A 12,871-nucleotide genomic window follows, 5' to 3' on the forward strand; every position below is an offset into this window, starting at 1 on the left:
AATAAACTTGTTCATCTTGAAAACAAGTTTAAACACAACAGCGGGTCTTGACTATTGGGGTTACTATTAATCTTGGTTAAGTGAAACCATTAGGTGCTGTTACAGACCCCTGTTACAGATCCGCGAATCCGGTCCTGGTGCGCATAAGGCTTGTCTTCATTCATACGGGCAAGGTTGAAGCGTGTCAGTTTCGCGCTGCCAAAATGATAAAGGCGACGTGCTTGCGCGCCCATGTTTCCAACGAAATCGCCGCAAACTGATGCGGCTGGACAACTGCGCCATCGCCATGGTCACAAACTGTGACCATCATCGGGTAACAGTATGAGAAGATATTCCTATATGACGACGGTGCCAGAGATTCAAATTTATGTCTCGAAACAAATCTTAGAACCTGAGAAAAAATTGTATTACAATGAGGCATTGCCTTGTTCTCCGATATTGCTCAATAAGTTAGCGAAAAGCCTATTGTGACAATTTTGGTTAGGCCAGGCCTTTTCATTTATCAGTTGACGGTACCAAAGGGTACCAAAGATCATGACGCAGCCCACAGGGCTGACCAGGGAAGTTTTGATGAAGCCATGAATGTTGTAACCTGTATCTAAAGGGTAAATTTAGATTCTGTCCTATTGATAACAGGGTCATAGTTGGTGCTGTTTCACCATGGCCGGCAGTCAGCACCGCCACAATGCCGGAAATTATTAAACTCAGTCACATGCTCTAAAAAAGCGTGAAACTTTAGTTAAATATAACAACACGGTTTCAAAACAAGACCTGCAAAAAAGATATAAATTCAACTTAATCATTGAATAAAATCAACTAAAATAGGCGACATTTAACTCTTTTTTAACACTATCCTCGCCTACTGAGAATAACAATCCATCCAGACCCGTTTATGCAAAAAACAATTTATCTCGTTGCAGGCGCACGGCCAAATTTCATGAAGATCGCGCCTATTGTGCGCGCACTGAAGGCGCACCCAACTTTAACTTTCAAGATTATCCATACTGGCCAGCACTACGACCCGGAAATGAACGCAGTTTTTTTTGAAGAACTTGGAATACCGCAGCCCGATATTTTTATGGGTGTCGGCGGCGGGTCGCATGCGCAACAAACTGCAAAAATCATGATCGCATTTGAACAGTACTGTCAGAGTAAAATGCCGGATGCGGTGCTGGTTGTGGGCGATGTCAATTCAACACTGGCCTGCTCTATCGTTGCAAAAAAAATGCAAATACCGGTGGCGCATGTCGAAGCAGGATTGCGCAGCGGCGACCTGCACATGCCTGAGGAAATCAACCGGCTGGTTACAGACAGTATTTCCGACTGGTTTTTTGTAACCGAACCCAGCGGCGTACAGCATTTGCAAAACGAAGGCAAATCGGATAGCGCCATATTTAACGTGGGACATGTAATGATCGACAATCTGCTTTATCAGGCAAAAAAGCTTGCCCACATGGATACCCGTCATTTTGCCACGACGCCGTTCAAAAACGCACAGGCAGAAGCCGGAAAACGATACGGCGTCATCACTTTACACCGTCCCAGTAATGTCGATAATGCCGAAACATTTGCAAGGATCGGACAAGCACTTAAAGCCATTGCACAAAAACTGCCGCTTATTTTTCCGGTGCATCCGCGCACACGCCGGAATCTGGACAAGTATGCCATCGATCTTGGCCCTAACATCACGCTGACGGGACCGCTGGCTTACATGTCATTTCTTCATCTATGGAAAGACGCCGCAGTCGTACTGACGGATAGCGGCGGCCTGCAGGAAGAAACGACCGCGCTGGGGGTGCCGTGCATTACAATTCGTGAAAACACTGAACGCCCGATCACCGTTGAGGAAGGCTCAAACAAACTGGTGGGCACAGACTCAACTACTATTATCAATGAAACGTTCAACGTATTACGTAACCCGCAAACTGCATGCCGCAGACCTGAACTCTGGGATGGCAGAGCCGCTGAAAGAATCGTCGCCATACTGGACAGGGTACTTGATCGATCACCCGTCCAGGGCGGATAAAGTGCAAACAAAAAACGGATATAATCCGGCAAGATCCCCTGCAATGCGGCGTAGCGTCCTCTATACATTTCATGGAAAACCGATATGCATACATTAATACCCGTTATCCTGTCAGGCGGCTCAGGCACGCGTTTGTGGCCGCTTTCCCGTGAAAAACACCCAAAACAGCTACTCACGCTGGTCAGCGACGATTCACTGCTGCAGGCCACTGTACGCCGGATGGACGGACTTGACGACATTAATATTGCCGACCCCATCGTTGTCTGTAATGAAGAATACCGTTTTGTCATTGCCGAACAGCTGCGCATGATGGGGCGCAGAAGTACCATTCTGCTTGAACCAAGCGGCCGCAATACAGCGCCGGCACTAACGATCGCGGCGCTTTCGGCATTGCATCTAAATGACGATCCAATTCTGCTGGTTATGCCTTCCGATCACGTCATAGTCGACACGGGCGCCTTCAAACAATCCGTGCAGCAAGGCATTCAGCTTGCGCTCAACAGTTCTATCGTGACATTCGGCATTACGCCGGACAAACCGGAAACCGGATATGGCTACATCCAAACAGGGGAAAAATTGACGGATGCCGATGCATACAGCATTGCACGCTTCGTCGAAAAACCCGATACGGCAACCGCACAGGCCTATCTTAAAGCCGGTTCATTTCTATGGAACAGCGGACTATTTTTGATGCGTGCATCGACCTGGCTGCAAGCCATAGAACTCTGTCATCCGGGAATTCTGTCCGCATGCCGCGCAGCGTGGAACGGCGGCAGTCTCGATGGCGACTTCATCCGCGTTGAAAAAGCAGCGTTTGAACAATGCGTCAGCAAATCTATCGATTATGCCGTTATGGAGCATATCGCACTGGGGCAGAATCCGCAACTGCCGGCTGGCGCTGTCATTCCACTGGCAGCCGGCTGGTCCGATGTCGGCGCGTGGGATTCGCTGTGGCATGTTCTGCCCAAGGATCAAAGCGGCAACGTCACCCAGGGCGACGTTCTCCTGCATGCATGCAAAAACACCCTGGCCATCTCGGAAAACCGCCTTGTCACCTGTATCGGTATCGAAGACATGATCGTTGTAGAAACATCAGATGCCATCCTGGTTGCACATAAAGATCAGACCCAGGATGTAAAAAAAATCGTTGACAGTCTCAAAGAAACCGGAAGAACGGAGAGCCATCTGCACCGCAAGGTATTCCGTCCGTGGGGATGGTATGACGGCGTGGATTCCGGTGAACGCTTCCAGGTTAAACGCATTGTCGTCAAACCCGGCGGCGCCTTGTCGCTGCAAATGCACCATCACCGCGCCGAACATTGGGTCATCGTGCGTGGTACGGCCCGCGTAACGCGTAACGACGAATGCTTTCTGGTAACCGAAAACGAATCCACTTATATTCCTGTCGGCACCCGTCACCGCCTGGAAAACCCGGGCCGCGTCCCGCTCGAAATGATCGAAGTACAATCCGGCTCTTATCTAGGCGAAGATGATATCGTGCGCTTTGAAGATGTTTACGGACGTGACAAAGCCTGATCCGGCGTACATAATTCAATCACAATATTATTAAGTTCGTCACATCACCGCAGAAAAATTCATCAGCGACAGGAAATAAAGCGCTTATGTACACAAGCGGCAATGCTTTATCAGGCGGGCGCCATGTGATCTTGAACACTACGGTAAAAGTGAAAGAAATAGAGCGATAATTATTCTTCCGGGAAATCACGCAAGCGAATCAAGTATTACAATGGTTATGCTATAACGCTATTCAATACAGCATACAATAAACAAGGTGTTTGCAACCTGCTACCGGAACAACGCAGTGTGCACAAGACGGTAAAAGGAACGGGAAATTAATGGATCCAACCGATATCAAAGACTGGCTGATTCCAGTCGCATCATTTGCCGGCATTATTTCAACATCCGCCGGCGTGTGGCTCGCGCTGAAAGAATACCGGCTGAAGCTCAAGGCGGAGCAGCGTCTGGCAGAAAGCGCCAGAGCGGAAACCGATATCCGTTTATTTACGCACTTTACGGATATTTTAGAAGTTGCCACAGGAAGAAAAAGAGACCCTGTCTATTCCAAGGAAGTGGCGGAAAAGCTCTTGGAAAAACTCCGTATTGAACCCGCCGACGCAAATTTCGATTATCGGGCTCTGCGGGAAAATATCGCCACTGCAGCATTATTGCAATCGTGGGTCGGCACTTCGTCTTCCGATGCGGCATTTGCATCGATTACAACGCTGGCTTTAAGGCATAACCCGCTGATCCCCTCTGCTATTCAGGCTTTGGAATCTTTTAGTGACTGGAAGCCGGCACTGGCGGAAAAATATTTGAAGATACTGAGAGACGCGAGACCGGCTGCTGATAACACAAAGAACTCGGACTAAGGAGTCGTTCATAAATAACTGTAACACCTGGATCGCATCTGGCGGACACACTGCGGCGTTGTTCGCCGCCGCCATAGCTCGGCTATGACTCATCCTCCCGCCTTGCATTGCATTCCGCCAGACGCGCCCAATCGTCACACTTATTTATCCGCGGCTCCTAACGCAGCGTTTTCCGGCCTGGCGCCATAGCGATTTCCGCCCTGTTTATGGTTTGCCACAGATACAGCTTATTACGGATTATCGCGTTCAATAATCTGTAACGCGCCCGACGGGCAATTGGACACTGTCTGCCGGATTTCAGCTTCGCTTGCACCTGTCTGGTCAATCACAAACTCTCCGTCGGCGACTTTAAACACGGTGGGAAGACTATTCACACAGTTGCCTGCGTGAATACATGTATTGGCATCGTATGTTACTTTCATAAGCGCTTTACTCCTGCAGAAAATTAGATTGCCGGTTTATAAATACCTGCGATCCAGATAGAAACATGATCGTTTGACAGTTTACATGAACGCGGGAACGAAAGAAAAGCACGGCACATCAAAAAGACACTGGTTATTACAATCGATGGTGAACAGAAAAATCCCGGGGCGCATACATTTAACCCAACCTTGCATCTTGTGCTGATATGAAACCAGTAAATTATCATTGACAACAGTTTTATTTGAGTGATAGTTATTTAATACCGGCAAAATTCAGAAGAAAGTCATGCGCCTGCTCAACTCGTTAACAACCCTGCTTTCAAGCGCCCGCCAATCCATTCATCGTCCAGGGAAAGCCTCGCCATGCCGGACAAACTGACCATACGAAACATGACGCGGCCCGAAGTGGACGTATTGATTGAATGGGCCGCCCAAGAAGGCTGGAATCCGGGTTTTCACGATGCCGACGCATTCTGGGCGGCGGATTCAGAGGCGTTCATCGCAGCTGAACGCGGCGGCATGCTGGTTGGTGGCGGGACTATTACAGCTTATCAGAATGAATTCGGTTTCATGGGCTTTTTTATCATTCGTCCCGAATACCGGGGACGGGGGCTTGGCAATACCCTCTGGCACGCCCGCCGCGACCGGCTGCTCGCCCGCCTGCGTCCGGGCGCGTGCATCGGCCTGGATGGTGTGTTCGCGATGCAGGATTACTATGCCAGAGGCGGCTTTGTTTTCTCGCACCGCAACATGCGGTTTCGCGCTGAAATCCCTGAACATTATGGAGCGCCGCTGATTGATGAAGCGGAGATCGTCCCGCTAACATCCGTACCATTCGCCTGGATTCAAGCGTACGACCGCATCTGCTTCCCTGCGCTGCGCACGGCTTTTTTGAAAGCCTGGACAAATCTGCCCGACGCACTCGCCCTCGGTTGCAGGCGCGAAGGAAAGCTTGCTGGGTACGGCGTGGTACGGCGCTGCAGAGAAGGCTGCAAAATAGGCCCTCTATTTGCAAACGACAACCGGACTGCCGGGATGCTTTACAAGCATCTGGCTGTATTTGCTGCAGGCGGTCCATTGTATCTCGATGCGCCGGAAAACAACCCGGCTGCAATCGAATTTGCGCAGCGACACGAAATGAGCGAAGTTTTCGGGTGTGCGCGGATGTACCTGGGCCAGCCGCCGGCGCTTGCACACGCGCGCATTTTCGGCGTTACAACCTTCGAGCTGGGTTAATGACCAGACGTGATTTGATCGGTTATGGCGCTCAGCCTTTGCATCCGCGGTGGCCCGGAGGTGCACGTGTTGCAGTTCAATTCGTGCTCAATATCGAGGAAGGTGCGGAATCATGCGTCCTCAATGGCGACGCCTGCTCTGAAGCGTATCTGCACGAGCTGCCGGGCCGCCCTTGCCGCGAGGGAGAGCGGGATTTGAGCGCCGAGAGCATGTATGAGTATGGATCACGCACCGGGACCTGGCGCATTCTGCGGCTGTTCAGCGAACGCAGCCTGCCGCTGACAGCCTTTGCCGCGGGCAGGGCACTGGAACTCAATCCCGATATCGGCCGTGCGCTCGCCGCAGCCCGACACGAAGTCGCCGGGCACGGCTACCGTTGGCTAGACTATCGCAGCATTGCCGAAAACGAGGAGCGCCGCCACATCTATCAGACCTTTGAAATTATCGAGCGGATTTGCGGTAACCGTCCAGTTGGCTGGTATACCGGGCGAATCAGTCAAAATACCCGCCGTCTGCTGCGTGAAACCGGTGAACTGCTGTACAGTTCGGACGCTTACAACGATGACTTGCCCTATTACTGGCATGATAGATCTCCGCCGCACCTGGTAATTCCGTATACACTGGTCAATAATGATATCCGTTACCTGCTACCGAACGGATTTACTTCCGGTGAAGATTTCTTCCAGTCGCTTAAAGACGCATTCGATCTGTTATGGCAGGAAGGCGAACACTGCCCGAAGATGATGAACGTCGGTCTGCATGGCAGGATCAGCGGACATCCGGCACGCGCAATGGCGCTGGCACGTTTCCTTGATTATGTGCAAAATCACGACCCGGTCTGGATCTGCCGGCGTGATGAGATTGCCCGGCACTGGTGGGCAGAACATCAGCCGGGCGTGCACTAGTGTTCTATCAATATCATATTGATAGAACACTAGCAATTTCGTTTCCCATACATATCTGAAAAAACGACCGAAGCATTGAATCAAAAACGCGTTCGTTTTTCCGTCAATTGCTTTTAAACCGAATTTCCAGACCCTGACGGCGCGGATCGATTTTTTTAGCCAGATCCCGTAAACAGGTGCGCAACCCTTCTTCCACAACCGGATGATAAAACGGCGCAGCCAATGCATCAAAAACAGTCATTCTGTTTTCAATCGCCCAGGACAGCAGATGTCCCATATGTTCACCGGCAGGCGCGATCATCTCCGCGCCCAGCAGAAGCCCGTTTTCTTTGTCGCCGAATATATGCAGCATACCTTTATTGTATTGTTGAATGGTCGCACGTCCCTGAGAGTCAAACAAAACCGCACCGGTATGGTAATCTCCTTCTGTCAATTCACGCCGGGATTTGCCGACGCGCACGATGTTGGGCTCTGAAAAAGTAATGGCAAGCGGTGTGCGCCGCTGAAACGCAACAGTCTCATAAGCGCAGTTCCAGCCTGCAATCCGCCCCTCGTCACTCGCTTCATGAAGCACAGGCCGCTGCCCGGTAACGTCACCGGCTATAAAAATGGGAAAATTCGCGATCTGCATGGTTTCCGGGTTGAATTGCGGCACCCCTTTGTCACTGAACGGTACGCCGATCTCTTCCAGGCCCATATCCCTAACATTCGGACGCCGCCCGGCAGCGACCAGCACAGCGTTGACCAGAATGCGCCTCGACTCCTGTTTTTCCTCCCAAGTGATGGCGATATCATCGCCGCACAGTTCGTAGCAAAGCTCCCCGGTGTAACTGAGCGGAAACTCTTCCTGAAAAGCGTCGATAGCATATTCGATAACATCCGCGTCAGTTAAGCCGCCCACAGTACGGGAACGGCCAAACAGATGTGTTGCCACCTCCATCCGGTGCATTGCCTGGCCGAGTTCCAGACCAAGCGGACCCGTCCCGATGACTGCGACCGATTCCGGCAAGCTTTCCAGTTCAAATAATTCGTCGGTCGTTAGGACACTGTTACGGTTCTTTGCACGAATGGCTGTTAACGGTTCGGGGATAAACGGCGTGGAGCCATTTGCCAGAATAACTTTGCCGGCCTGAATAATCTGTTCGTTGACCTGAAGTGTGGCAGGTTCCAGAAACCGCGCCCTGCCATGTATATTGTTCTCACCGATATCTTCAATCGTCTCCAGCACAAAACTGACAAAATAATCGCGCATGGATCTGACATATTCAAGCACTTTCCCTGTGTTGATATGTATCTGTTCACCGCCCTGAATCCCCTGTTTCGCCAGTTGATGCCGCCGGTGAAAATCATTGGCAGCCTGAATAAACACTTTGCTGGGCATACACCCCACACGCGCACAAGTTGTTCCGTATTGGCCTTCATTAATTAAAATGATATCCTGGGTTATCTGTTTTGCAGTGCCATATGCAGAAAGCCCCGCCGTTCCGGCGCCGATAATGACGATGTCCGCTTTTCGCGTTTTTCGAGTTGCCATAGCTCAATAAAAGAAAAAATAATCTGCTTTTGTATACCTTACACGGGTTAATGCGATAATGCCACCATGATCGGTCCAGGGACGTTAACATGCTATCAGAGATATTTTACCGGATTCACGCCGGATATTTTAATGAGGATGGCAGACCGGCATATTTTTCACATACAAAATGTGTCGGATATCAGCAAGCAGGAAGATTGCATGCATACATGCTTTACTGGGTTTCAATTGGCTGTCGCACTTTGCGACAGAGTTTTTGCTTCTCCATGCGATAAAATAAATACTCTGTCTGCGGCATTGATTACCGCAGGCTGATGAGAAACCGCGATAATGGTAAGCTGCCTGGATAATTGCTGTAATGTTTCGCAGATGGTTTTCTCGCTTTCGGGATCCAGGGCGCTGGTCGGTTCGTCCATGATCAGGAATACCGGACCATGCGCCAGCGCACGCGCGATGGCAATGCGCTGACGCTGCCCGCCGGACAGCAGCCCGCCACGTTCGCCGACAACCGTCTGCATACCATCGGGCAACGCGCTGACAAACCCCCATGCACCCGCCTGTCGCAACGCACGCTCCGCATCTTCTGCAGTCAAAGCAGGTTCACCAACCAGTATGTTGTTCATGATGGTATCGTGCAGCAAAATTGTGTCCTGAGAAACGTAGCCGATCATGTGCCGCCACTTACGCAAATCGATATCATGCAGCGACTTGCCGTCGATCAGCACTTCACCGTGATTGGGTTCCGCCAGTCCGCACAGCAAATCGATCAGGGTACTCTTGCCCACACCCGAAGGACCGGTCACGGCAGTAAATGTCTGGACCGGAATTTCAAGATTTAAATCCTGGAAAATCGTTTTCTCTCCATAGCTGAATTGCACGTTTTTCAACACCACCCCGTGATTCAGGTCAGGTTCGTCTGTCCCCGAATTACGTTCGGCTGCGGCTGCCGCATTTTCCGCGGCTTGGCGTAGCGCCCAGTACGCACTTTCCTGCACGGCAAGCTGCTGATACTTGCGCTGCGTTTTGTTTAGCAGACCCAGTATACGGGTCAGCAGAAAAACCATGACCATTACTTCAGGCAGCGACAGTTCCCAGATGACCAGCGCCAGATATAAACCGGCAGCAGTGATAGCCGCGAGTATCGGCTCCTGCAATGCCATCAGTGCCGCACGGCTCATGACTTCTCGACGCGTGGCCTTTTCCAGTTGCTTGGTCTGATCGTGCAAAATCGCGTCGGCGACATTGTCACGCGCCATGGCTTTGAGCGATTTAACCGAATTCAATACATCCGACAGATACGCCAGCAGATAGCGTAACAATTGCGTCTGACTGGCGCCCGCGCGCCGCGTTGCGCGTACCAGCCGGTGCAGAAGGAGCAGCAAAAACAGACCGATTAGCAGGGAAGCAAGCGTTGCCTCCCACGAAATAAACACGGCAACCACGGCGTAAACAAGTACCTGAATCGCCAGCGCGAGCACGATCACACTGTGTTCGAATCCATTGGCTGCGCGATAAGCTTCCGTTGCCACCGAATTGGCAAGCGAGCCGACGGGCTGGCGCAAATAATATTGCCAGCGGCTGGCGAGTAGCGCTTCAATCAGATTCAGCCGCAGTGCCGTCGCCACATGCGCGACCGTATAGCCAACCTGGCGGTTTGCCAGCAATAATATCAACCCTTTTGTGAACATCCCGCCGACGATAATGATTAAAATCATATCCAGCGTCGGTTCAATACCGACTGTTTGAAGAATATCCTCCATAAACTTGCCGATACCGGAATCGCCGGACGATTCACCGACCGCGATGGATAACAGCGGCAGCAAGGCGGTCAGACTGAGTCCTTCCGCCACACCGGCAACAAGCAGTGCAAACAGCACAAATGCGCTGCGCCGCGGAAAAACCATAATGTATGTGATAAGCGTTCGCATGAATTTGTTTGAGAACCGGTTTTTGAATGATGCCGATTGAACAATTAGAAAACAGCCAATCTTACCTGAAAGCCCTCAGTGATTGCCTGTGACCGGACGGCCGCCGGCTCAATGAAGGAACCGTGTTGCAAAAATGTCAAACTTTCCGGATACATAATACAGGTTATGTTACATCCTGCAGTACACCGTCAATCAATTGCTTGATCCGTTTGGCACGCGCAGCCAGTTGCTGGTCGTGGGTGACGACGATAAGACTGGCATTGACCTTCTCATTCAATTCGAGCATCAAATCGAAAACGGCTTCGGCGGTATGGCGGTCAAGATTTCCGGTCGGCTCGTCCGCAAGAATACAGGCCGGCTCGGTGACCAGCGCACGGGCCACCGCAGCGCGCTGACGTTCGCCGCCGGACAATTCGCCCGGTGTATGCGTTAGACGGTGACCAAGGCCGACCTGCTGCAGCACCGCAGTAGCGCGGTCTTGCGCTTCGCTAACTGCCATTCGACGAATCAAAAGCGGCATGGCGACATTTTCCAGCGCGGTGAACTCTGGCAGCAAATGATGAAACTGATAAATAAATCCCAATGAACCGTTACGCAGCCTGCACCGGGTCAATTCATCCATCGCAGCAATATTTTTTCCCAGAATATGGATTTCGCCGCTGCTCGGTTTGTCCAGGCCGCCCAGCAAATGCAGCAGCGTACTTTTGCCGGAACCCGACGCACCGACAATGGCCAGCATTTCTCCACTCAGAACATCCAGATTCACGCCTTTCAAGACTGACACTTCGAGTTCGCCCTGATCGAACTGTTTAAACAGGTTTCGGCAGGTGATTACAGCACTGCGCCCGGCAGCGGCAACAGTAACAGCATCATTCATAACGCAGCGCCTCCGCCGGGTTTACCCTGGATGCCCGATAGCTCGGATAAATCGTCGCGAGCAGACTCAGAATAAACGATGCCACCGCAACAGTGACAATATCCGTCGTCTGCGGATCGGTTGGAATTTTGCTGATGTAATAAATTTCGTTGGATAAAAATTCCACACTGAAAATCCATTCAATAAATGCGACAACCTCTCCGACGTTATAAGCCAGGAGCACACCACCGGCCACACCCAGAATGGTTCCGGCAACACCGATAAACGTACCCTGAACAATAAAAATCTTCATGATGCTGCGCGGACTGGCGCCGAGTGTGCGCAAAATGGCGATATCTGATTGCTTGTCGGTAACCGCCATGACCAGCGTCGACACGATATTAAACGCTGCCACTGCAATGATTAACGCCAGAATCAGTGACAGCATGCGTTTTTCAATCTGTATGGCACGAAAATAGTTGGCATGTTGCTGTGTCCAGTCAGTGATATAGTAAGGACCGGTCAGCGAACGGGCTAAATCGTTGACAACCTTCGGCGCCAGAAACATGTCACTTAATTTTAAACGTACACCTGAGACATGGTCGTCCATACGGTACAGTTTCTGCGCATCAGCCATATGGATCAGTACCAGCCCGGAATCGTATTCAAAATGTCCGGCCTCAAAAATGCCGGCTACGGTAAACTGTTTCAGCCGTGGCAGTATGCCCGCGGGCGTTACCTGGCCTTGCGGCGAAATCAGTACAATTCTGTCGCCCCTGAATGCGCCAAGACTGCGCGCCAGCTCCATACCGATGACGATACCAAATTCGCCCGGTACCAGACTTTCCAGTTCGCCGCTGACCATCATATCGGCGAAGTCGGCCACATGATTCTCTTTCTCTGGCAGAATACCGCGTACAATTGCACCATGCACTACCTGATCATAGGACACCATCCCCTGCGCGCTGACAAAAGGCGCAGCACCCTCCACCGAGGGATGCTTGGACGCTTCGTCGGCCAGGGTCTGCCAATTGGACAGCCGGTTATCGAAACCAATAATTTGCACATGTGAAGCAACACCCAGGATGCGCGCGCGCACTTCTTTCTGAAAGCCGTTCATGACAGACATGACAGTAATCAGGGCAGTCATGCCCAGCGTAATGCCCAGCAGAGAAATCAGTGAAATAAACGAAATAAAGTGATTGCGTTTTTTTGCCCGGGTATAACGCAAACCGATAAAGAGCTCGTATGGAGACACAAAAAATAAATGCCCTGTTTAGTCAAATCGTTAAGTGTGCCATAATTTAGTAAGAATGAGTAGATAATCAGGCTTGCTCCACAGGGCAATCGGGCTTAAAAATACTTGAAAATAGAAATTAGTTGAGGTATTAGGTTTATCATTTTGATTTCAAATGATAGACAAACCAACGGCAACGCCTTCAATCATTCATCATTTTTCAAGTATAAAAGACCCAAGAGTGGATAGGCAAAAGAAACATCAGCTCCAGGATATATTTTTTATCACTCTTTGTTCAGTTATTTGTGGAGCGGACAATTGGGTGGCTATTGAGGAA

11 protein-coding genes are annotated in these 12,871 nt (G+C 50.8%); 6 read left to right on the top strand and 5 right to left on the bottom strand.

Annotation, left to right across the window (positions count from 1 at the left end; all coding sequences use genetic code 11):
* Positions 1 to 892 precede the first annotated feature (892 nt).
* From wecB to BMY60_RS13575, 3 genes are all read left to right on the top strand, one after another.
* Complete coding sequence (gene wecB, locus BMY60_RS13565; RefSeq protein WP_090334350.1) at positions 893 to 2,026, top strand: non-hydrolyzing UDP-N-acetylglucosamine 2-epimerase; 1,134 nt, start codon at positions 893 to 895, stop codon at positions 2,024 to 2,026.
* Between the two features lie 84 nt (positions 2,027 to 2,110).
* The gene (locus BMY60_RS13570; RefSeq protein ID WP_090334351.1) at positions 2,111 to 3,562 is read left to right on the top strand and encodes a mannose-1-phosphate guanylyltransferase/mannose-6-phosphate isomerase; all 1,452 of its coding nucleotides are present in this window, start codon (positions 2,111 to 2,113) and stop codon (positions 3,560 to 3,562) included.
* A gap of 320 nt (positions 3,563 to 3,882) precedes the next feature.
* Positions 3,883 to 4,416 (top strand): hypothetical protein, encoded by a 534-nt coding sequence (locus BMY60_RS13575; protein WP_090334353.1) that lies wholly within the window; start codon positions 3,883 to 3,885, stop codon positions 4,414 to 4,416.
* Positions 4,417 to 4,646: 230 nt separating this feature from the next.
* On the opposite strand, the gene BMY60_RS13580 is transcribed toward BMY60_RS13575, so the two are convergent.
* Complete coding sequence (locus BMY60_RS13580; protein WP_090334354.1) at positions 4,647 to 4,838, bottom strand: (4Fe-4S)-binding protein; 192 nt, start codon at positions 4,836 to 4,838, stop codon at positions 4,647 to 4,649.
* A gap of 363 nt (positions 4,839 to 5,201) precedes the next feature.
* On the opposite strand from BMY60_RS13580, the gene BMY60_RS13585 reads away from it, so the two are divergent.
* Both BMY60_RS13585 and BMY60_RS13590 read left to right on the top strand, forming a co-directional pair.
* Positions 5,202 to 6,074, top strand: coding sequence for a GNAT family N-acetyltransferase (locus BMY60_RS13585; RefSeq protein WP_090334356.1), 873 nt, complete (start codon positions 5,202 to 5,204; stop codon positions 6,072 to 6,074).
* Positions 6,074 to 6,979: a polysaccharide deacetylase family protein gene (locus BMY60_RS13590; RefSeq protein WP_090334357.1), complete on the top strand. Its 906-nt coding sequence runs from the start codon at positions 6,074 to 6,076 to the stop codon at positions 6,977 to 6,979. The genes BMY60_RS13585 and BMY60_RS13590 overlap by 1 nt, the downstream gene beginning before the upstream one ends.
* Before the next feature lie 103 nt (positions 6,980 to 7,082).
* On the opposite strand, the gene BMY60_RS13595 is transcribed toward BMY60_RS13590, so the two are convergent.
* From BMY60_RS13595 to BMY60_RS13610, 4 genes are all read right to left on the bottom strand, one after another.
* Positions 7,083 to 8,513 (bottom strand): dihydrolipoyl dehydrogenase, encoded by a 1,431-nt coding sequence (locus BMY60_RS13595; RefSeq protein WP_090334359.1) that lies wholly within the window; start codon positions 8,511 to 8,513, stop codon positions 7,083 to 7,085.
* 224 nt (positions 8,514 to 8,737) lie between these two features.
* Positions 8,738 to 10,441 (bottom strand): ABC transporter ATP-binding protein, encoded by a 1,704-nt coding sequence (locus tag BMY60_RS13600; protein WP_090334360.1) that lies wholly within the window; start codon positions 10,439 to 10,441, stop codon positions 8,738 to 8,740.
* 163 nt (positions 10,442 to 10,604) lie between these two features.
* On the bottom strand, positions 10,605 to 11,318 hold the full coding sequence (gene lolD, locus BMY60_RS13605; protein ID WP_090334362.1) for a lipoprotein-releasing ABC transporter ATP-binding protein LolD: 714 nt from the start codon (positions 11,316 to 11,318) through the stop codon (positions 10,605 to 10,607).
* Complete coding sequence (locus BMY60_RS13610; RefSeq protein ID WP_090334364.1) at positions 11,311 to 12,555, bottom strand: lipoprotein-releasing ABC transporter permease subunit; 1,245 nt, start codon at positions 12,553 to 12,555, stop codon at positions 11,311 to 11,313. Before BMY60_RS13610 ends, lolD begins: the two co-directional genes overlap by 8 nt.
* A 154-nt stretch (positions 12,556 to 12,709) precedes the next feature.
* On the opposite strand from BMY60_RS13610, the gene BMY60_RS13615 reads away from it, so the two are divergent.
* A partial coding sequence (locus tag BMY60_RS13615; RefSeq protein WP_143057391.1) for a transposase family protein occupies positions 12,710 to 12,871 on the top strand: 162 nt, incomplete at its 3' end.

This window comes from Nitrosomonas sp. Nm51 (genome assembly GCF_900111165.1).
Classification (GTDB): domain Bacteria; phylum Pseudomonadota; class Gammaproteobacteria; order Burkholderiales; family Nitrosomonadaceae; genus Nitrosomonas.

Bases quoted from the DNA above. Each gene is read 5' to 3' on its own strand.
- BMY60_RS13585 (WP_090334356.1), top strand. From the start codon at position 5,202: ATGCCGGACAAACTGACCATACGAAACATGACGCGGCCCGAAGTGGAC.
- wecB (WP_090334350.1), top strand. From the start codon at position 893: ATGCAAAAAACAATTTATCTCGTTGCAGGCGCACGGCCAAATTTCATG.
- BMY60_RS13590 (WP_090334357.1), top strand. From the start codon at position 6,074: ATGACCAGACGTGATTTGATCGGTTATGGCGCTCAGCCTTTGCATCCG.
- BMY60_RS13595 (WP_090334359.1), bottom strand. From the start codon at position 8,513: ATGGCAACTCGAAAAACGCGAAAAGCGGACATCGTCATTATCGGCGCC.
- BMY60_RS13580 (WP_090334354.1), bottom strand. From the start codon at position 4,838: ATGAAAGTAACATACGATGCCAATACATGTATTCACGCAGGCAACTGT.
- BMY60_RS13575 (WP_090334353.1), top strand. From the start codon at position 3,883: ATGGATCCAACCGATATCAAAGACTGGCTGATTCCAGTCGCATCATTT.
- lolD (WP_090334362.1), bottom strand. From the start codon at position 11,318: ATGAATGATGCTGTTACTGTTGCCGCTGCCGGGCGCAGTGCTGTAATC.
- BMY60_RS13570 (WP_090334351.1), top strand. From the start codon at position 2,111: ATGCATACATTAATACCCGTTATCCTGTCAGGCGGCTCAGGCACGCGT.
- BMY60_RS13600 (WP_090334360.1), bottom strand. From the start codon at position 10,441: ATGCGAACGCTTATCACATACATTATGGTTTTTCCGCGGCGCAGCGCA.